A 20,913-nucleotide genomic window follows, 5' to 3' on the forward strand; every position below is an offset into this window, starting at 1 on the left:
TCTAATCAATTGCGGTATAATCGCTTTTAAGTTATACAACTTACAACTTCATAATTTAATTTCCTTCGGGGTCGGGTGAAATTCCCAATCGGCGGTGTTGAAGCAATGCTTCTTAGTCCGTGACCCGTGCGGCTTCTTGAGCCAAGCGGTGGATCTGGTGAAACTCCAGAGCCGACAGTTATAGTCTGGATGGGAGAAGGAATTTTAGGTAAGCACTTTATTATAATAAGGGTGACTTCCATAGAACTGTACATTTTTCTGTACACGTTATTTTGGTACACCTATTTTTGGATTAGTGCTTGAAATTTAAAATTCTACCCTTACGCCTCTGAAGCTGATTCAGAGGTTTTTTTGATTTCTAAAAAGGGAGGTTCATAATATACAAAGGTTTATGAAAGGAAGAGGTAAATGTTTACAGGAATAATTGAAGAAATGGGATCGGTAAGAAAAATAGAAAAAGTTTCTGATCATGCAGTACAAATGACGATTGGATCTCTGAAAATCATAGAAGATGTGAATATTGGTGACAGCATTTCAGTTAATGGAATCTGTCTGACAGTAACGAACTTTTCTTCAAATGATTTTCAGGTAGAGGCAATGCCTGAAACGATTAAATCGACTTCATTACAATCTCTAAAGGCGGGATCAAAAGTGAATTTGGAACGTGCCATGTCTGCTGGAGGGAGATTTGGCGGACATTTTGTTTCGGGACATGTAGATGGCACTGGAAAGATTGTTGAAAAAAGAAAACAGGAAAATGCGATTTACTATGACATTCAAATCCCAAATGAATTAATGAGATTTTTATTGCATAAAGGCTCCATTACAGTTGATGGAATAAGCTTGACTGTCTTTGGTGTACAGCGGAATACATTTACAATTTCACTTATTCCACATACAGCATCAGAAACAATTCTTGGAGAAAAAGGTAAAGGTGATCTGGTGAATATTGAGTGTGATATGCTCGCAAAATATGTTCAAAACATGCTGAAACAACAATTTCCTGATAAGAAAGTCAAGATTACGGAAGATTTTCTGCAAAATAATGGATTCAAATAAGGAAGTGACATACATGGTGTTTCATTCAATTAAAGACGCAATTAAAGATTTGAAAATAGGAAAGCCGATTATAGTTGTTGACAATGAGAATAGAGAAAATGAAGGAGACCTTGTTGCTATATCTGAAATGGTGACACCAGACGTGATCAACTTTATGATTACACATGGTAAGGGTCTTGTATGTACATCAATTCAAGCAGATCATGCAGAAAACCTGGGGCTGTCCATGATGACAAATCAAAACACAGATCCGTTGGGAACTGCTTTTACGATAACGATAGATCATATTGAAACGACCACAGGAATAAGTACTGCGGAGAGAGCAAAAACCATTAGGGCATTGTCAGATCCAAACGCAAATGCAGCAGATTTTAAACGGCCTGGACATGTTTTTCCACTGATTGCAAAAGAAGGAGGTGTCCTGACTCGGCCAGGTCATACAGAAGCCTCTGTTGATTTAGCAAAACTGAGTGGGGCATTTCCTTCAGGGGTGATTTGCGAAATTATCAAAGATGATGGCACAATGGCACGGGTGCCAGATCTGAAGAAAATGGCAAAAGAATTTGACTTAAAACTAATCTCAATTGAAGCGTTAATTGCTTATCAAAAAAAACAGGAAAATCGTATTCATAGTTAAATGGGGGAGATGGATAAAATGGGAATAATTTATGAAGGCCATTTAGTTGGAACAGATTTAAAAATTGGAATTGTAGTTGCCAGATTCAATGAATTTATCACGAATAAATTAGTTGATGGTGCGATAGATACATTAAAAAGGCATGGGGTTGCGGATGAAAATATTGATACCGCATGGGTGCCAGGTGCATATGAGATTCCCTTGATTGCAGGGAAAATGGCAGGGAATGAAAAGTATGATGCCGTTATAACGTTAGGAACTGTCATTCGTGGCTCAACACCGCACTTTGACTATGTCTGCAATGAAGCAGCAAAAGGCATTTCCAGTGCATCTCTTCAATCCGGAAAGCCGGTTATCTTCGGAGTATTAACAACGGAAACGATCGAACAGGCAATTGAGCGTGCAGGGACAAAGGCAGGCAACAAGGGAGCTGAAGCTGCTGTATCTGCGATTGAGATGGCTAATTTGACAAGAAGTTTGGAGAGCTAAACAACTTTATAGACGAGTTGCTTGCTAATTTTGTAGTAATATGTTGATTTTTTTATGATTCTTTGGTACTTTAAATTTAGAAACAAATATTGATCACATGTTACTGTTAAATCAGGCATGGTGGTAACCAGGAAATTCTGCACAGGAATTTTCTATACCTCCATGTCTTTTTTGTATGTTGGAAAAGTATAAAATTTTAGCCAAGAAGTGGGTTCGACACAGCTAAAATTTTAAGGTCCCAAGTATTAGAAAAACTAACACATTCGCTAAAGACAAGCGAATGCGAGTTTTTCTAACACTGATAGGAAAGTATAACTTTTTAAGGAAACCAGTATAAGTGCAACTAAGGCTTTCGCCATTAATGCTTGGCGAAAAGCCAAGTTTTCTAATGTTCGATAATAGAAAAATAAGGGAAAGCAAATAATATTAACTACGACCAACTAAGGAGAGATAAAAAATGGCTTTTAATTTTTTCAAAAAGTCCAAGCAATCATCAAAAATGGAAATAATCGCACCTGTTAATGGAGAAATCGTTCAATTGGAGGAAGTGCCGGATCCGGTATTCAGTGAAAAAATGATGGGGGAAGGAATCGCAATAATGCCAACAGACGGTAAATTTCAGTCACCTGTAAATGGTAAGGTTGTGCAGGTTCCTGATACAAAGCATGCAGTTGGGATTGAAACAGAGGATGGCATAGAAATATTAATGCATATTGGACTTGATACAGTTGAGCTAAAAGGAGAGGGCTTTAAATCATTAGTAAAAACAGGTGATCAAATCACTGTCGGACAGGTGCTCATTGAGGCCGAATTGGAATATATCCGTGAGCATGCTAAAAGTATCGTTACTCCTATCGTGATAACAAACAGCATGAACAGCAATAAGAAATATACGATGACAGAGGAAAAAACAGGCATAAGTGGGGAAACAGTATTGATAACTGTCTCGGAATAGAGGGAGTGTCCTGAATGAAAATAACCAAGATTTTAAATAATAATGCTGTAGTTGTAATGGATAAAAATGAGGAAAAGATTGCTATTGGAGGCGGAGTTGGCTTTAACAAAGGAAAAAACGACATCGTTAACAACGCTAAAATAGAAAAGCTTTTTGTATTGAAAGAAAATGAAAAGCTGCAGCGATTATTTGCTCGCATCCCGGAGGAGCATATTTTAATAGCAGAGGAAATTATTGCGTATGCCGAGGAAATGCTGAACACAAAACTGGATGAACATATTCGTCTAGCTCTCACTGATCACATTTCCTTTGCTATTGAAAGAGAAAAGAAAGGCATTCATTTAAGAAATAAGCTGCTTCAAGAGGTAAAAGTTTTATATAAGAAGGAATTTGAAATTGGTCTCTGGGCATTAGATCATGTTGAGGAGAAACTTCAAATCAGAATGCCCATCGATGAAGCCGCTTTTATTGCACTTCATATTCATGCAATGAAAATTCAAGGAGGTGATTTACACGAGATTGTCCGTTTGACCTCTATTTTGAAGGATATGGTGCAAACCATAAATGACGACTTGGACATCACAGTAGAAGAAGATGATATTGCATATGAGCGTCTTATTACCCATTTGCGGTTTGCCATCATGAGGCTCAATTCAAATGAGCTTCACACAATGGATGAGGAGATGTTTAAAATGATGAAAAAGAAATTTACTCTTTCATTCAATTGTGCAAAAAAGGTGGCGGATAAACTTGACACAGAACATGGAATAACTCTTCCAGAAGAAGAGTTGGGTTACATTACACTGCATATTGAAAGATTAAGAAGTCTGCAGTCTTGATATTGCATTGCATTTATAAATTTTTTAGGAGGAAATCATCTTGAAAGCATATTTTCAACGAATAGGTCGTTCTTTGATGCTGCCAGTAGCTGTACTGCCTGCTGCAGCGATTTTGATGGGGATTGGCTATTGGATTGACCCTTCAGGCTGGGGTGAAGGAAACGTCATTGCGGCATTCTTAATTAAAGCCGGATCTTCAATTATTGATAGTATACCAATTTTATTTGCTGTTGGACTGGCACTCGGAATGGCAAAACAAAGGGATGGAGCTGCGGCACTGGCAGGTCTAGTTGGTTTTCTTGTAGTAACTACATTGCTCTCTACAGAAACCGTTGCATTGCTTCAATCAGTGGATCCGGAGGAAGTGAATCTGGCCTTTGCGAATATTGACAACGCTTTTATAGGAATACTTTCAGGTATTATTGCTTCGGTCATGTATAACCGCTACAGTGAAGTGAAATTGCCAGATGCACTAGCATTCTTCAGTGGAAAGCGGCTTGTCCCAATTATGACTGCTGCTTCCATGCTGATCGTGTCCGCTATTTTATTCTTTGTATGGCCAGTTGTTTATTCCGGTCTGGTTTCATTTGGTACAGCAATAAGTAATCTTGAGTTTATCGGTGCAGGTTTATATGGATTCTTCAATAGATTATTAATTCCAACAGGATTGCACCATGCCTTAAACTCTGTATTTTGGTTTGATGTAGCTGGTATAAATGACATTGGCAATTTCTGGGCAGGAACGGGAGAAAAAGGTGTCACAGGAATGTATCAGGCAGGTTTCTTCCCTGTTATGATGTTTGGACTGCCTGCTGCTGCTTTAGCAATGTATCACACAGCTAAAACAAAAAAGAAAAAACAGGTTGCCTCACTTATGCTTGCCGCAGGTGTCGCAGCATTCTTTACAGGGGTTACAGAACCACTTGAATTCTCATTTATGTTCGTTGCTCCAGCACTTTATGTAGTACACGCTGTATTAACCGGGCTATCCTTAGCTATAGCTGCATTTTTCCATTGGACAGCAGGTTTTGGTTTTAGTGCGGGGTTAGTCGACTTTGTTTTAAGTATGAGACTTCCGTTGGCAAATCAGCCATACATGCTTATTGTTCAAGGACTTGTATTTGCAGTAATTTATTATTTCCTATTCCGATTCCTAATTGTTAAATTTAATATTACGACACCAGGAAGAGAAGAGGAAACAGAGGATTTGGCTGATGAAGAAACAGTAGAAGGTGAATTGACTGAAACTGCTGGAAAAGATCGCTTTGCAGTGATGGGTGAAACAATTTATGATGGTCTAGGCGGTCAAGAGAACGTTACTTCAATTGATAATTGTACCACCCGACTGCGAATTGAAGTAAAAGATATGGACGCTGTTGATCAGGATAAGATCAAGTCTACAAATGTACCTGGTATCAATATTGTTGGAAAACATAATATCCAGGTCATAGTGGGGACGAGTGTTCAATTTGTTGCTGATGAGATTAATAAAATTCATGGTAAGCTGAAAAATAAATAATAGTAAATGAAGCCGGGAGCACAGAATATATTCTGTGCTTCCGGTTTTTTGGATGGAAAATAACGCTATGGTAAGATAAACTAGAAGGTAGGCAATTTTTCTAATTTGGAGGAGAGAACACTGAAGCTATTATATATACAGCTTATAATGATTGCGGTTATCTGGACAGGGATGGCTTTCTTTTTTTCTGAGATGAATACCGCTAGCAAGGCAATATTTTATATTGTTACATCCTGGTTATTATTTTTAATTGTAATTGTATTGAAATCATTATTTCAAAAAAAGGATCGTAACTAACGAATACGAATGCTTAAGGATGGTTAAAGCACATGCTGACGATTGAAAATTTATATAAATCCTATGGTGAAAAAGTTTTATTTAATAATATTACCTGTACGATTGCGAATCATGAAAGAATTGGCTTGATCGGGGTTAACGGTACCGGAAAATCGACATTTTTAAAAACCATTGCCGGAATTGAATCACCAGAGAAAGGTACAGTTAAACACGCAAAAGATTATCATATTGAATATTTAGCTCAAGATCCAGTGCTCGATTCCAGCTTAACTGTAATTGAGCAAATTTATCATGGAGACGCTGCAATCATGAAGCTGATGCGTGACTATGAACGTGCACTTCTTCGGCTTCAGCGGGATGCAAATGATAATACTGCTCAGGATCAGTTGCTGAAATTGCAGCAGAAAATGGATGAAGCAGAAGCATGGGAAGCAAACACAACAGCAAAGACGGTCCTTACCAAATTAGGGATTACTCAATTTGATAAAAAGATCACGGAGCTGTCTGGTGGACAGAAAAAGCGTGTGGCTATCGCCAAAGCACTTATTCAGCCTGCCGATTTGTTGATTTTGGATGAGCCGACGAACCATTTAGATAATGAAACGGTTGAATGGCTGGAGAAGTTTTTGCAAAGCTATAAAGGATCTTTACTGCTTGTGACACATGACAGATACTTTTTAAACCGGGTGACAAACCGAATTTACGAGCTTGATAAAGGCAACTTATACATTTACGAAGGTAACTATGAAGTGTTTTTAGAGAAAAAGGCAGAGCGTGAAGCATTGGAAGCGAGCAGTGAGATAAAGCATCAAAATACATTAAGACGCGAGCTTGCATGGCTGCGCCGTGGAGCGAGAGCGCGTTCAACAAAGCAAAAAGCAAGAATTGAACGTATTGGTGACATGAAGGAACAAACATTTGATACAAAAAAACAAAATGTAGATTTCCAGGTTGGTTCGACTCGTTTAGGCAAGAAAGTAATTGAACTGAAAAACATAGATAAGTCTTTTCAAGGGAAAAATCTGTTGAAAGACTTTAGCCATTTGATAACTCCTGGTGAGAGGCTGGGGATTATTGGGCCGAACGGATCTGGAAAAACAACACTGCTAAATATTATGGCAGAACGTATAAGCCCCGACAGTGGTGAAATTGAAGTTGGTGAGACTGTTAAAATCGGTTACTATACGCAAGGTGATGAAGAGCTGGATGGCAGCATGCGGATTATCGATTATATTAAAGAAGTTGCCGAGGTAATTTACACAATCGATGGAGATGTAATTACTGCAGAACAGATGCTGGAACGCTTTTTATTCTCAAGACCTGAACAGTGGACATATATTCGAAAACTATCTGGTGGAGAGAGACGGCGATTATACTTACTGAAGGTTTTAATGAGAGAGCCAAATGTACTTTTCCTTGATGAGCCGACCAATGATTTAGATACACAAACATTAAGTGTTCTGGAGGAATATCTGGACAATTTCCCAGGTGTCGTAATAACAGTATCTCATGATCGCTACTTTTTGGACCGGGTTGTGGATCGTCTGCTTGCTTTTAGTGGAGAAGGGCACACCAACCTGTTCTTTGGAAACTACAGCGAGTATTTAGAGCAGAATCAAGAAGATGCCGAGAAGAAACCTAAACCTGTTAAAACAGATATAAGACCTAAAAAACAAAAGAAAAAGCTATCCTATATGGAACAAAAAGAGTGGGAATCCATCGAGGATCAGATTATGGATTTGGAAGGAAAGATTGAGGAACTGCAAGCAGGAATTATTGAAGCGGGCAGTGATTCAGAGAAGGTGCAAGAGCTTTTTGCTGAGCAGCAAAAAGTGGAAGCTGTATTAGAAGCTAAAATGGAACGGTGGGAAGAACTCTCATTGTTGGTGGAAGAAATGGAAGGAAAAAGTTGACCTGAAAGTTATCTTTTAGGTCAGTTTTTTATAAAGTCTGGTATTTATGAAAACGCTGACTGCCAAAGTCGCGCAATAGTCAGGAAAAGTCGTGCGAACTCCACATGAAGTCGAGCGATGGCTGCGGGAACTTGCGCAATAACACCGCTTTATTACGATGTCGCATAACTTTTGGCATGAGCCGCGCAACTTCCAGTCTGAGTTGCGCGCCCCTGCTCTTCTGTCACGCGACTACCCAGCCGCGACAATACCAGATAAGCTTGAAGCAGTCTTACTGAGAGCATAATAAAAATGGCCGCCAGATTACACCTGAGCGGCCATTCATTATTCTATTGAGTCAATCCATCAATCTCAATCGTCTCCACAATTCCCGTTCCATTATCCCGAAGATTCGCTTCCAGCTGTACGCTGTCCCCCTCTTGCAGGAATATAGCCAGTGGAGCTTTTCCAGAGTTTATTGTATATATTGTTTTATCTCCGTTCAAAAGGAATTGGACAATCTGAGTTTTATCCTGTGTTGTAACCAATACACGCGAAACTTTGCCACTTCGATTTTCCAATGCAGCTTCGCCAGTAGATTCCACATTGCTTGGATCTGTCGCAAGGGCTAACCGATATGATTCCAGTGTTTGTCTGGCAGTATCACCGAACACAACAAAGTCTGAATCGGCTGCTTTGATATAAGCATAATGCTTGAATAGGCCATTTGGATCCAATACGTTCACTACCCATGTCGGATCGCCATCAATATTGTATAAAATAGGCATTGATCCGGTCCAATTCTTTTCAGGGAATTCCTTATTCACAATTTCTTTTGCACCTTTACTATCCATAATTCCATTGTTTTTATCCCCGTTATAATAAACTAATTCCCCAGTCCGGGCATTGATTAATGTATATCCCAGAGCGGAATCAATGTTTTCTTTTGGTGAGGACATATCTGTGAAATAGTGCATATCTCCATTTTCGTCAAAAATAGGTGTTACACTGCTTTCCGTACCAGATTCGTTTGGTATTTTAACATCTTTTTTACCAAAAACTGAATTCAGCCATCCATGAATATAGTTACCGAAATACTTATTTTCAGTTGAAGCCATTTCTGAGCTGATGGAGCCATCCACAAAATCCGGTGCTTCAGCCGTATCATATAAAGTAACTTCACTTGTAACTGGGTCAACAACTGCCACATTGAGCTTACTCATATCCGGCTTGTTTGTTAATCCAATCGGTTTATATAATGTTTGAACATACCATGGTTTTCCATTTTCATCTACTTCAATTTGAGCTTCCCCGCTTTGAATATAATTCGGGTAAGATCCATAAATGGTACGTTGTATATTATGGTTAAAATAACTTGAGTTTGTATACTTCATTTTACTTTCAATAAATTCAGGCTGTGCATTGATGTCAGTGGCGGAAATTGTAAAATATCCTTCTGTTTCTTTTCCGCGGAAGTATCGCCAGAAACCGGAAAATTCCACTGGGGCTACAAAAACGATATCATCATTAATTTTTTGCACCTGCAGTTTTCCCAAGTCATAAAACTGTGTATTAGGCACTACACTCATCGCTTTTTGCACTTTGTTTCGTGCAAATTCAGGTGAAACGACAATAGGTGTTGCATCCCTATCAAGCGGCTTTGCTTCTTCAACCTCCTGTTTTAAGATTGAATCATGTGAATCCCCTAGCGCAAAAACACTTAAAATAATAAAAGCAGGAATACAAATAATCGCCAATAGAATAAGTAAGCCTGCCCCCACATCAAGATCTTTGATTGCTTTTTTGAAAGGCTGGCTGGCAGTTAAACTATATAATCCAATCAAACCAAGAATACCAATAATCAGATTTGCGAATGTGATATTCGGAATAGTAATCGCAGGCATGAAAATATAAACGATAATTGTCCCGATAATAAATAGAATAACAAAAATAATTGCAACTGCTTTCATTGTTGTTGCTCGAAGTTTATTGTTTTTAACTATAAAATAAATAGATATAATAAAAAACAAAATAAATGAGAGAATGGTTGTTGTTAAGATTCCAGTCATATGTTCAGCTCCGATAATTTTTTCTCCAGTAAATAATACGAATGATAAATGAAAAAAGTTTCAAAACGATATGGTTTAATTTCTTTCATGCTGATTATCGATTAAACTTAGAGTAGTAATATATAAAAGAGGGATACTTAATGAGACAGATATACAGCGATATTATTCAATTCCGTGGAAGTCACTATGAATTTGGATACAAGCAGGGGAAATTATTAAAGGATTCCTTTACCATTCAAAATCGAAAAAAACAATGGAAAATCCGGAAGCCACGCTTTACAATTAGTACGGAGGAAGTCAAAAATGCCATTATGCCTTTTGCTCCAGGTATTTGGGATGAACTGATCGGGCTTCAGGATGCATTGGAATGGTCAATGGAAGATGTACTTCAGGAATTTGGCGGTTACCGGCTTGAATATATAAAAAGTGGCTGTTCTATTTTTACAGGTGCAGATTATATGATCAGGAATTATGATTATCATCCGAAAACCTATGAAGGACGCTACACAATCTTTCAGCCAACAGATCAAGGGTATGCAGTGATTGGCCCCACACAGCGAATAACAGGGAGAATGGATGGGATGAATGAAAAAGGACTGGCAATGGGCTATAACTTTATGCATCGTAAAAAGCCAGGAGATGGGTTTATCTGCAATATGATTGGCCGGATCCTTCTGGAAAATTGTGCAACTGTCGGAGAAGCTATTCATCTTTTGAAAGGAATTCCCCATCGTCATTCGTTCAGTTATATTGTGCTGGACGGGGATGAAGAAACATTTGTCATAGAGGCTACTCCAAGAAGTGTCGAAGTACGGCGGTCAAATGTTTGTACAAACCATTTTGAATTACTGAAGGACGAAAATCGTTATCACCTGGATGATTCTTATAAGCGCATGAATGCAATAAAACAGCAGCAGGGAGAGGCTACAGATGCTTATAAAGCATTTCGGATGTTGAATGATACGGATAAAGAAGTGTTTTCCACACAATATAAGAACTGGGCAGGTACTATTCACACCTCAGCATATTTCCCAAAAGAGAAAAAGGCGTGGTTTGCACTTGGCGGGAACCGCAAACCCATTATTTTTGATTTTGGCAAATGGCTCAGTGGAGAAAAAGTCACAGCAAAACGTATACTTGGAGAAGTCGATACAGACTTGCCATTAGTACATATGGAAAGCAATGTACGCTGATTTTCAGATTTTCCTTTTAATAGTATACTTTTACGAAAGATTATGTTTAAATTAAGGGCAGTTACGGGAAAATAGATAAAGGAATTATATACATAGCTGTTATGTATATTCTAATTAGGAGGTATTATATTGAAGCTTTTTCAGGTAAGAAAAGGACAATTTGTTTTTTACAGAAATGAACTGCATAAGGTTTACTCAGTAAAGCCAATGTTTAAAAAATCTGTTCACTTGTATCGTTTAAAGGATATGCAGCAGATTTTAACCAAAGCTAGTGAAATTGAACTTTACAGACCTCAGCATAATGATACATTTATTTTTTATGGCAAACGCTATACAATTGATAAGAATTCCAAGCCAAAGCCAGGTGATTATATTTTAATCATAAAGCCAGCCCCTGATTTCCTTGATCATTATTCCCTGAATGAAATCGAGAAGGTTGACAGTGTGGAAGATGGCAATGTTGTTACCACAAGGGACAATGGTGTAAAACATAGTGAATATGTGGTAATGGTACCAGGCAGAGCGGATGCAAGTCAGGAAATTGCTTATTTTGATAAAAATTTAGTCCCCGAGGAACAGCAGTTGCAGGATGAATCAATATCTTATCTGGCTGAAACTGATAATACATTGAAACCTGTTGTTGGTGATATTTATATCGATGTTCAGCAGGAGACAAAGGCAATGATCGTTGCCATGACAGAGGATGAAGTAATTTTCGGCCACGGTGTGCGGGTTCACGTTGCTGAACTGCTGGATGAAAATACGTTCAAGCTTGTCTACCGTTTTGAGGAAGATTTATAATAACAGTAAAAAGAGGCCGTCGTATGTTGCGGCCTCTTTTTTGTCTTCTATTCTACAATTTGAAGTTCTTTCGGGAATTTCGTTAGTGTTTCAAATCCGTCTTTCGTAATAAGCACATCATCTTCTATTCGAACACCGCCGACACCTGGAAGATAAATTCCTGGTTCAATCGTATAAACCATTCCTTCTTTTAATATGCCATCATTTAAATGACTCATGGAAGGGAATTCATGGACATTAATCCCCATTCCATGACCAATGCGGTGTGGGAAATAGTCGCCATATCCTGTCTCTGTAATGACATCTCGTGCAGCTTTATCTAAATCACCGATACGAGCACCCGGTTTACTTGCTTCCAAAGATGCAAGCTGTGCTTTAAGAACGGTGTTATAGATCTCTTTTTGCTTTTCAGTCACGGATTTATATGCAACTGTTCGGGTGATATCCGAGCAATATCCCTCAAGCACTACACCTAAATCGAATAGAACCATATCTCCTGCTTTCAATTGACGGTCACCCGGGTTACCATGTGGGTCACCGGATTTTTCACCAAATAGAACCATGGTTGAAAACGACATTTCACGAATTCCCTTTTTCTTCAGTTCGAACTCTATTTTTGCTAATACTTCCATTTCAGTAATGCCTTCTGTGAGGGCATCGATACCAACTTGTACACCAAAATCAGCCATTTTAGTTGCCTTCCTGATAATAGCTATTTCGTTATCATTTTTTACTACGCGCATTTCATTTAATTTATCTTCTGCGGAAACGACTTTCGCATCTGGAAATAATGATAGAAATGCTTCACTGCGGCTATAGGACAAGACTTCTTTTTCAAGAGACACAGCTTCAGCCGTAGCAAGTTTTCTTGATTCAAGGGATGCTTGAATCAGTTTCCAAGGGTCTTCGTGATCCGAATACCCGATGATTTCATATTGCCAACCAGCATCTTTTAATTGGTTAACTTCCATTGCAGGCAGGACAAATAGTGGCTGCTCCTGTTTAAATACGAAAATTCCCATTAACCGCTCATGCGGATCTGTGTAGAAACTGGAAAAGTAGTATACATTTTCAGTCGAATTTAAAAATGCTACTTCTATATTTTTTTCATTCAACCAGGCAGTTAATGTGTCTAAACGTTCTTGCATAATTGAACACTCCTTGTAATAATTACTTGTTTTTCTTTTGTGTTGCCAGAGAAACGGCTACAAGTACAATAATCGCTGCTGGAACTGAAATGACGACACTATTTAAGTCAAATGGTTTGCCGAGAACAAGCTCCCATAGCAATGTTGTGACAACACCTGTGACCATGGAAGATAACCCTCCAATTGCAGTAACCCGTTTCCAGAAGAATACAGCCAAAATTGCTGGTGTAATACCTGCTCCATAAACCGTATAAGAATACATCTGCACTTCTAATACAGTTGGGAAATAGCTGATTAGAAGGTACGATAATGCTCCAAGTAATACAATGAATACTTTAGTCATGACTAATTTTTTCTTATCTGATGCGTTTTTATTAATATACTTTCCATATATATCATACGTCATATTTGTTGCGGCGGAAAGTAAATAAGAGTTCCCTGTTGTAATAATAAAGGCAGCAGCCGCCGCAAGTAAAATACCACCGATTCCTAATGGCAATGCAAGCGTGGTTGCCATTAATGCCATTCCAGGATCAATATCAGGGAATAAAGAGCGGGAAGTAAACGCTATAATTGAAATAGCTGGTGATATGATAAGCATAATTAATAGCCAGCCCAGTTGAGCCTTTTTAGCTGATTTGTCACCTTTAGAGGCTGCCAAACGCTGGTACATATTTTGGTCACCAAGCAGTAAAAATAATGAAGGAAGCAGGTAACCAATCAGCTGGATGGTTGTTAATCCACCTGTTGCAGTCATATGGGAATCTGGTACATTTGCAACGATAGAATCCCATCCGCCTGCAATTGAGATAATGACAGGTACAGTAATCAATAAACCACCAACCATTAAAAATCCACTTATCGCATCTGTTTGTGAAACAGAGCGAAGTCCGCCGATCATGGCAAGAAATATAATTAATACAGCACTAATTATCGTTCCCAGTTCCACACTGATTCCTGTTGTAAGGTTTAAAATGAATCCGAAACCTACCATTTGATATGAAACGATACCAACGTATGCTAACAGGACGATTATACTCGATAAATTGCGGGCAGAGGTTCCATATTTTGCTTCAAGAATTCCTGAAATGGTATATTTGCCAAATGCCCTGATTTTAGGGGCGATTACATAAAGGATAAGAATTCCAATTAAGGTTGGCAGCATCAACATCAATGAAGGAATAATACCAAAACTGTATGCTACAGACGTTTCACCACCGGAGATGCTTCCGCTTCCTGTCCATGTAGCCAGCAGGGTACCCATTAATACAAATGGACCTAAGCTTTTGCCAGCCAGGATAAAGTCTGTACTGTTTGACACCTTCTTTGACATATAAATTCCTACACCGACCATAATTAAGGCATAGATCCCAATAAACCATAATAATTGGGGGTTTGCTTGTAATTCCATTCCTAAGTCAACTCCTGTTGTTTTGATTTCTATCTATTCTTCCACAATCAACTAATCCTATGATTCACACAAAATTCACGACCGATTGCAAAATCACGATTTTTAATGATTGTGATGAGATAATTCAGATAGATAACGCTTTTCAATTTGACAGCTTTTCAAGAGTAACATAAGCAAAAATGCATATCAAATTGCTTAAATGTACGTATTCGCTTGAATCTGAGAGAGATTTCAGTTTTATTATGGTCTATTAATAAATTTGATAAAATGGAATGGAAATTGATAAGATATGACGGGTGCATTCTTATGGGATAGTATGTTAATGGAAACGGGAGAAATTACGAAAACGCTTGGATCTAAATGAATCCAAGCGTTTAAAAGTGCTGATTTCTATAGTTATTTCATTGGATATTTCGTTATTAATTCTAATGTAAATTACCCTTTCAGATATAAGGGTCGCCTATTCTTTCTCTATTTGAGAAGCAGCTTTATATCCCAATATATTAATCGGGTCTTTTGAGCTTGAATAAGGCGGGGCATAGGCAAGTTCCAGTTCCGGCAAATCAGCGACGGTCAGATTTCCTTTGATTGCAGTGGCTAATACTGCCAGTCGCTTATCGGCACCTGCAAAGCCAACCACTTGACCTCCATAAATAGTTCCCGATTTTTCATCGAATAAAACCTTGAGCCATACCCTATCAGAACCAGGATAATATCGAGCATTGGAGTAGGTCTTAAGCGTCGCTTCCTTGAATGTAAAGCCTTGTTGTTTAATTCGTGTGCTGTTATTTCCCGTAGCTCCTACAGTCAGATCAAATACTTTTAAAATAGCGGATCCAAGCGTGCCATTATAGCTAATTGTTTCACCATTAAGATGGCTGGCGATAATGTATGCCTGCCGATGTGCCGGCCATGCCAGTGCGAAACTCCGTGGTGCTTGTGTAATCTGATCCTTTGTTTCCACAGCATCCCCCAGTGCATAGATATCCGGATCAGTTGTCTGCATAAATTCATTGACATGAATTGCCCCAGTATTTCCTATCTTTAATTCTGCATCGATGGCAAGCTTTGTGTTTGGCTTAATCCCTACAGCCAGAATGGTCATATCTGCCTGAACAGTTTTCCCGCTGTTTAGATGCAGGCATTTTCCATGGTCCGAAAAGGAAGCAAGACTATCATTTAAAATTATATCTACATTTTTTTCACTCAGATGATCCTCAATAATAGATGCCATGTCATGATCAACTAACTTCAATACCTGTTCTGATCGGTCAATAACTGTACACTTTATTCCTAAAGCATGCAGGTTTTCGACAATCTCCATTCCGATAAAACCAGCTCCAACGATAGCGGCTGTTTTAGGTTTTTCCATGTCTATAAATGAGTGAATTGCGTCCATATTGGGAATGGTGTGCAAGGTAAACGTCCTTGTTTCTTCTATCCCATCAATATTCGGAACAACCGCTTCCGCTCCAGGCGATAATATAAGCTTGCCGTAAGTTTCCTCGTGAATCTCACTTTCCATTTTATATTGGATGGATTTCTTTTTCCGGTTAATGGAAATCACTTCGCTGTTTGTACGCACATCGACCTTGTATTTTTCGCGAAACCTATCTGCAGAGATTAATAAATCATCACGTTCTTCCACTGCCCCGCCAATATAATAGGGCATTCCACAATTGGAGAAAGATATATGACTTCCTTTATCAAACAGAATTACTTCAGATTGCTTATCATTCCTGCGAATTTGAGCAGCAGCTGTTGCACCGCCACCAACCCCACCAATGATTACTATTTTTTGAGCCACTTCATCACACTCCCTTATATTAGTCTTTCCCTAAAGCTCTTTTCGTATAGATTGTGCTGCCTGAGCCACAGTTGATGTAAAGTGTGAACTAAAATTAGTTTGACTTCCGAAAAATGTGCTGATGCTACCGTTCGGGATCGCTGCGGGCGGATGCTTTCCGCGGGCACGGCCTCAGCCTCCTCGAGAAAACCACTCTGCGGGGTCTTCGGACACGTGCTATTCCCGCAGGAGTCACCGCCCTCCGCTCACCCGAACTGGTGAGACGGTTCAATGTTTTTATATAGCTCACTAGTTCACTTCATCGGCAGAATCAGAATATCAGCGTAGGAAATACACTGAGACTCCTGCGGGAAAGCGAAGACGATGAGACCCCACAGGGAGCGTTCTTTGCGACCGAGGAGGCTCATCGCGAGCCCGCGGAAAGCGAAGTGTATTTCCAGAGCGAGTTTTAGCACTCAACAAGCTTTTGCACTACGCAAGTGAACTTTCACTACGTCGAAATCTATAGAAACTGCTCACATCATTCAACAGTTGCATATACAAAAGCAACAAATCTTTTCGGGGGACGAATCCATGGTACAGTCCCAGTTATTATAAAATAGTCTTTCCCTAAATAATTCCCAATGACCCAAGGAACACAATAATAATGGTTACAGGAACGAGCCAGCGCATTAATTGATACCATGTTTGATATACTCCCGCTGACAGATTGCTTCCATAGGAAAATTCCTGTTTTATCAGTGTTTTGTCCATTTTGAACCCAATAAATAATGCAATAAATAAACAACCGCCTGGCAGCATAATATTGCTTACTAGGAAGTCAGTCGCATCAAAAACAGTAAGTCCAAAAATCTTAAATTCTGCTAGATTACTGGTTGATAATGCTGCAGGAATCCCTGCAAGAAAAACAATTAAACCAGCAAGTGCAGCTACCTTTTTGCGTGACCGCTGCTTTTTCTCAGTGAACGCTGATGTGATAATCTCCAGCATACTAAAGGATGATGTTAAAACAGCAAATAGGAATAGCAATAAAAATAAACTTAGAAAAACTTCTCCAAAAGGCATTTGTGCAAAAGCCTCCGGCAGGACGATAAATAACAAGCCAGGCCCTTCTGCCGGCTCAAGTCCGAATGAAAATACAACAGGGAATATAGCTAAGCCAGCAAGCAGGGAGACGAAAATATTCATAATCGAAACAGAACCTGCCGATGAGGCAAGGCTGACATCCTTCTTTAAATAAGAACTGTAGGTTACCATTACGGAAATGCCCACAGCAAGTGAGAAGAAAGACTGCCCTAATGCATACAGAACATTTTCAGCATTCAGCTTGGAAAAGTCCGGCTGCAGAAAGAAGCGGATACCTTCCATTGCTCCTTCAAAGGTTACTGCCCGAATAACGAGAATAATAAAGAATACAAATAATAATGGCATCAGCAGCTTGCTGGATTTTTCAATACCATTTTTTATGCCAAAGGAAATGACGATGACATTAATAAGTATAAATAAGCCGTGACCGAGAAGCGTTATAAAAGGATTTCCGGTGATCGCAGCGAAAAGCCCCGGGTAATCTGCTCCTTCGTTAATGATCAGCCCCGGTATGGACATGACACTGTATATCAGTACCCATCCGCCTACAACGCTGTAAAAAGACATGAGCAAAAATGCACCGGCAACGCCCCAGTGTCCAATAAAGGACCAAACACTGCCAGGTGCCAATGTTTTATAAGCAGTTACAGCTTCCTTCCGGGCGGACCGGCCAATAATAAATTCGGCAATTAAAATAGGAAGGCCAATAATGATGGTGAAGGCAATAAATAATAGAAAAAATGCCCCTCCACCGTTCATCCCTGTCATATAAGGGAATTTCCAGATTGCACCAAGGCCGATAGCAGCTCCTGCTGATGAAAAAATAAAACCGATTTTTGACGACCATTGGTCTGTTTTTGTTTTCATGTTTTGCCTTCCTTTCCACTAAACACTTCAATACTGATTATCCAACCCAGTATAGCATTCATAGATATTTATTTATATAATCATATTTTTGTCCGTATATCCCAAAGCTCTGGGAAGAAATAGTGATCCAGAACTTTTTTCAAATAACCAACGCCTGAAGAACCGCCTGTTCCCGTTTTATGGCCAATAATCCTCTCAACGGTTTTCATGTGGCGAAAGCGCCATTGCTGGAACCAGTCTTCGATATCGACAAGCTTCTCTGCAAGCTGATACAGGTCCCAATATTTATCAACATTCCTGTATACTTCAAGCCAGGCTGCTTCAACGGATTCATCTCTTTCATAGGTTTTCGAAAAATCCCGTTCCAATACGGTTTTACTAATTGGAAAGCCAGCATCTGCGAGTGCATGTATCGATACATCATATAAACCGGGAGCCAAATATGCCTTTTCAAGAATCCCATGAACTTCAGGATCCTTTTTGTATATTTTCAAGATAAACGGTGTCTTATATCCAAGTACAAACTCCACAAGCCGGTACTGATAGGATTGAAACCCGGAAGCATTCCCTAGCTTATCGCGGAACTCCATGTATTCTGCCGGAGTTAATGTTGATAAAACATCCCAGGCCTGGATGATCTGTGTTTGTATTTTGGAGACACGTGCAAGCATTTTAAAGGATGCCTGAAGATCCTTTCGCTGAATTGCATCGATCGCTCCTTGTGTTTCATGAATAATCAGCTTAAGCCACAGTTCACTGACATGGTGAATAATAATAAATAACATTTCATCATGGTGATTTGATAAACGCTTTTGGCTGGACAGTAACGTATCCAGCTGCAGGTAATCCCCATACGTCATTTTTTCAATGAAATCGGTATGTATTCCTTTTTCGGATTTAAATGTATCATTGGAGAAGTTTTCAGTCATGATATATCCCCCTTATTATCAATTGGCCGGATCACTGCACGAACCGGACTTCCGTCACCGCCCTTAATTGCCAGGGGCAGGGCAATCAATTCATAACTGCCGGGTTTTACATGGTCAAGCATTATATTTTCCAAAATATTGATGCCGTGTTCATAAAGTGCATGATGTGTTTCAAGGTCCTTGCTGTCCGCCGGATCTACAGAAGGCATGTCAACCCCGATTAAAGAAACACCTTTTTCCCTAAGGTATGGAGCAATGTCCGGGTCCAGAATCGGCATTTGATCCGGAAAGCGTTTTGGGTTATTCGGCAGGGAGGTGTGGAGCAATAAACGAGACGCGTCCTCCCATTCAATTTCCCTTAAGACATCTGCCGTAATTCTATCAAAGTGACTTACATCGATCACCGCAGCTTTCCCAATATACGTGTCAATGTCTAGCTGTTCAATTGTTTTGCCCTGATTATCATAATGAAAGGGTGCGTCCACATGTGTACCTGTATGCAGGCTTGCAGTCAGCTGGCCAATATTGACAGATCCGGTTTGGTCCATGGGGTATGTCAGTGAGAAGGAAAAGGGCTCATCCCCGGGCCAGCATGCCATATCATTTGTTAAACACTGCGAAATATCGATCCATTTTCCCATTAAGCGATCACTCCTCTTTTATTATCGTATTCTTTATAACGTTCTTCCATCATAATTGTTTTTAAAATCTGTACCATCTGCCATACCTCTGCAAATGTATTATACAAGGCAACCGGTGCCAGCCGGATTCCATTTGGATTCCTGAAATCGGGTATAACTCCATCTGCTTTCAATGCTTTGCAAATTCGTGCAGCTTCTGGATGCTCCAGAAAAACGTGGGCACCACGGATCTCGTCATCTTTCGGATTTGCTATACTAAATCCATAATCGGCCAATTCAGCGTCAATCAGCTCCATTAAATATTTCGTCAGCTGCAGCGATTTTCTGCGAATCCGGCTTATACCTGCCTCCTGAAATATTTCCAGTGATCCTATTAGGGGTGCGGCGCTCAGTACATGTGGTGTACCAATTTGAAAGGCACCAGCATTTCTTGCCGCAGAAAATTCATGTTCAAGGTCGAATTGTTTATCTTTTGCTGAGCCGAACCAGCCGGCGAGTCCTGGGGATATGTCAAAATGCTTCTCATTGACAAAAAGTCCGCCAACACTTCCCGGGCCTCCATTCAGGTGTTTGTATGTACACCAAAAGGCAAAATCAACTTCCCAGTCAGTTAGTGAATGGGGAATGGAGCCTATGGAATGGCACAGATCAAAACCTATGAGAATATTACGCTCATGTGCCTCTTTTGTTAATGTTTCCATATCAAGAATTTGTCCACTTCGATAGAGTACTGCCGGCAATACAATTATTGCAATTTCATCAGTTATCAAATCAATAATATCCTGCGTTTCAAGTGTATTTCCATTTTTACTTTTCACTTGAACAAGGTGATTTTCAGGATTCAAGCCTTTCAATTGCAGCTGGCTTTTTAATGCATAAATATCGGAGGGGAAATTCAATTCATCTGCCAGAATTTTCGTCTTTTCTCCTTGTGGTTTGAAAAAGCTTGAAATCAGCTGATGCAGGTTTGTTGTTGTTGAGCCTGTAACAATTACTTCTTCAGGCTTTGCTCCGATTAAATTTGCAGACAATTTCCCGAGGTTTTCGGATAAATAAAACCATGGATGCGCTCCATCTGACCATCCATCAATTGCATGCTTTTTCCATGAATCCATTAGTGTATGTACAGATTTTTCTGCACGTTTTGAGAGCAGCCCCAATGAATTTCCGTCAAAATAAATTTTATCTTCCGACACATAAAACTCATTTCGAAAATCCTTTAAACTGTCTTGTTCATCTAATGATAGTGCATAAGCTTTTTCCGTACTCATAAA

At 39.4% G+C, this 20,913-nt stretch carries 16 protein-coding genes, 1 pseudogene and 1 riboswitch; of the genes and pseudogenes, 9 read left to right on the plus strand and 8 right to left on the minus strand.

Translation table 11 applies throughout. The annotated features are described in order from the left end of the window. The first annotated feature begins 57 nt into the window (after positions 1–57). Positions 58–205: riboswitch (FMN riboswitch) on the plus strand. A 203-nt stretch (positions 206–408) separates the two neighbouring features. From ribE to CIL03_RS15215, 7 genes and pseudogenes are all read left to right on the plus strand, one after another. Further along, a complete protein-coding gene (gene ribE, locus CIL03_RS15180) occupies positions 409–1,059 on the plus strand; it encodes a riboflavin synthase (RefSeq protein WP_094886733.1) in 651 nt (216 codons plus the stop codon). A gap of 16 nt (positions 1,060–1,075) precedes the next feature. Beyond that, positions 1,076–1,687, plus strand: a pseudogene (gene ribB / locus CIL03_RS15185) (3,4-dihydroxy-2-butanone-4-phosphate synthase); the annotation flags it as partial. A 27-nt stretch (positions 1,688–1,714) separates the two neighbouring features. Beyond that, positions 1,715–2,185 carry a 6,7-dimethyl-8-ribityllumazine synthase gene (gene ribH / locus CIL03_RS15190; protein ID WP_094886734.1) on the plus strand — a complete coding sequence of 157 codons (471 nt, stop codon included), beginning with the start codon at positions 1,715–1,717 and terminating at the stop codon, positions 2,183–2,185. Positions 2,186–2,642: 457 nt separating this feature from the next. Next, positions 2,643–3,140 carry a PTS sugar transporter subunit IIA gene (locus CIL03_RS15195; protein ID WP_094886735.1) on the plus strand — a complete coding sequence of 166 codons (498 nt, stop codon included), beginning with the start codon at positions 2,643–2,645 and terminating at the stop codon, positions 3,138–3,140. 14 nt (positions 3,141–3,154) lie between these two features. Then, a complete protein-coding gene (locus CIL03_RS15200) occupies positions 3,155–3,979 on the plus strand; it encodes a PRD domain-containing protein (protein WP_094886736.1) in 825 nt (274 codons plus the stop codon). A 40-nt stretch (positions 3,980–4,019) separates the two neighbouring features. Beyond that, positions 4,020–5,498, plus strand: a complete 1,479-nt coding sequence (nagE, locus tag CIL03_RS15205; protein WP_094886737.1) for an N-acetylglucosamine-specific PTS transporter subunit IIBC — start codon at positions 4,020–4,022, stop codon at positions 5,496–5,498. 329 nt (positions 5,499–5,827) lie between these two features. Further along, a complete protein-coding gene (locus CIL03_RS15215) occupies positions 5,828–7,708 on the plus strand; it encodes an ABC-F family ATP-binding cassette domain-containing protein (protein ID WP_094886739.1) in 1,881 nt (626 codons plus the stop codon). Between the two features lie 329 nt (positions 7,709–8,037). Here the strand turns inward: CIL03_RS15215 and CIL03_RS15220 are convergent, their stop codons facing one another. Next, a complete protein-coding gene (locus CIL03_RS15220; RefSeq protein WP_094886740.1) occupies positions 8,038–9,756 on the minus strand; it encodes a DNA-binding protein in 1,719 nt (572 codons plus the stop codon). A 140-nt stretch (positions 9,757–9,896) separates the two neighbouring features. On the opposite strand from CIL03_RS15220, the gene CIL03_RS15225 reads away from it, so the two are divergent. Together CIL03_RS15225 and CIL03_RS15230 are read left to right on the plus strand one after the other, a co-directional pair. Beyond that, positions 9,897–10,949, plus strand: a complete 1,053-nt coding sequence (locus tag CIL03_RS15225) for a C45 family autoproteolytic acyltransferase/hydrolase (RefSeq protein ID WP_094886741.1) — start codon at positions 9,897–9,899, stop codon at positions 10,947–10,949. Positions 10,950–11,078: 129 nt separating this feature from the next. Then, positions 11,079–11,750, plus strand: a complete 672-nt coding sequence (locus CIL03_RS15230; protein ID WP_094886742.1) for a hypothetical protein — start codon at positions 11,079–11,081, stop codon at positions 11,748–11,750. A 47-nt stretch (positions 11,751–11,797) separates the two neighbouring features. On the opposite strand, the gene CIL03_RS15235 is transcribed toward CIL03_RS15230, so the two are convergent. The 7 genes from CIL03_RS15235 to kynU form a co-directional block, all read right to left on the minus strand. After that, on the minus strand, positions 11,798–12,898 hold the full coding sequence (locus tag CIL03_RS15235; protein WP_094886743.1) for a M24 family metallopeptidase: 1,101 nt from the start codon (positions 12,896–12,898) through the stop codon (positions 11,798–11,800). 22 nt (positions 12,899–12,920) lie between these two features. After that, a complete protein-coding gene (locus CIL03_RS15240; RefSeq protein WP_094886744.1) occupies positions 12,921–14,309 on the minus strand; it encodes a sodium:solute symporter family protein in 1,389 nt (462 codons plus the stop codon). 460 nt (positions 14,310–14,769) lie between these two features. Then, positions 14,770–16,116, minus strand: a complete 1,347-nt coding sequence (locus CIL03_RS15245; protein ID WP_094886745.1) for a CoA-disulfide reductase — start codon at positions 16,114–16,116, stop codon at positions 14,770–14,772. A gap of 609 nt (positions 16,117–16,725) precedes the next feature. Further along, a complete protein-coding gene (locus tag CIL03_RS15250; RefSeq protein ID WP_094886746.1) occupies positions 16,726–18,069 on the minus strand; it encodes a sodium-dependent transporter in 1,344 nt (447 codons plus the stop codon). Positions 18,070–18,149: 80 nt separating this feature from the next. Then, complete coding sequence (kynA, locus tag CIL03_RS15255; RefSeq protein WP_094886747.1) at positions 18,150–18,998, minus strand: tryptophan 2,3-dioxygenase; 849 nt, start codon at positions 18,996–18,998, stop codon at positions 18,150–18,152. After that, positions 18,995–19,639, minus strand: a complete 645-nt coding sequence (kynB, locus tag CIL03_RS15260; RefSeq protein WP_094886748.1) for an arylformamidase — start codon at positions 19,637–19,639, stop codon at positions 18,995–18,997. The genes kynA and kynB overlap by 4 nt, the downstream gene beginning before the upstream one ends. Continuing rightward, on the minus strand, positions 19,639–20,910 hold the full coding sequence (gene kynU / locus CIL03_RS15265; RefSeq protein ID WP_094886749.1) for a kynureninase: 1,272 nt from the start codon (positions 20,908–20,910) through the stop codon (positions 19,639–19,641). Before kynU ends, kynB begins: the two co-directional genes overlap by 1 nt. Positions 20,911–20,913 lie beyond the last annotated feature (3 nt).

It is taken from the genome of Virgibacillus indicus (genome assembly GCF_002266285.1).
In the GTDB taxonomy this organism is placed as follows: domain Bacteria; phylum Bacillota; class Bacilli; order Bacillales; family Amphibacillaceae; genus Virgibacillus_K; species Virgibacillus_K indicus.

Coding starts and splice junctions, on each gene's coding strand:
- ribE (WP_094886733.1), top strand. CDS start 409: ATGTTTACAGGAATAATTGAAGAAATGGGATCGGTAAGAAAAATAGAA.
- ribH (WP_094886734.1), top strand. CDS start 1,715: ATGGGAATAATTTATGAAGGCCATTTAGTTGGAACAGATTTAAAAATT.
- CIL03_RS15195 (WP_094886735.1), top strand. CDS start 2,643: ATGGCTTTTAATTTTTTCAAAAAGTCCAAGCAATCATCAAAAATGGAA.
- CIL03_RS15200 (WP_094886736.1), top strand. CDS start 3,155: ATGAAAATAACCAAGATTTTAAATAATAATGCTGTAGTTGTAATGGAT.
- CIL03_RS15215 (WP_094886739.1), top strand. CDS start 5,828: ATGCTGACGATTGAAAATTTATATAAATCCTATGGTGAAAAAGTTTTA.
- CIL03_RS15220 (WP_094886740.1), bottom strand. CDS start 9,756: ATGACTGGAATCTTAACAACAACCATTCTCTCATTTATTTTGTTTTTT.
- CIL03_RS15225 (WP_094886741.1), top strand. CDS start 9,897: ATGAGACAGATATACAGCGATATTATTCAATTCCGTGGAAGTCACTAT.
- CIL03_RS15235 (WP_094886743.1), bottom strand. CDS start 12,898: ATGCAAGAACGTTTAGACACATTAACTGCCTGGTTGAATGAAAAAAAT.
- CIL03_RS15240 (WP_094886744.1), bottom strand. CDS start 14,309: ATGGAATTACAAGCAAACCCCCAATTATTATGGTTTATTGGGATCTAT.
- CIL03_RS15250 (WP_094886746.1), bottom strand. CDS start 18,069: ATGAAAACAAAAACAGACCAATGGTCGTCAAAAATCGGTTTTATTTTT.
- kynA (WP_094886747.1), bottom strand. CDS start 18,998: ATGACTGAAAACTTCTCCAATGATACATTTAAATCCGAAAAAGGAATA.
- kynB (WP_094886748.1), bottom strand. CDS start 19,639: ATGGGAAAATGGATCGATATTTCGCAGTGTTTAACAAATGATATGGCA.
- kynU (WP_094886749.1), bottom strand. CDS start 20,910: ATGAGTACGGAAAAAGCTTATGCACTATCATTAGATGAACAAGACAGT.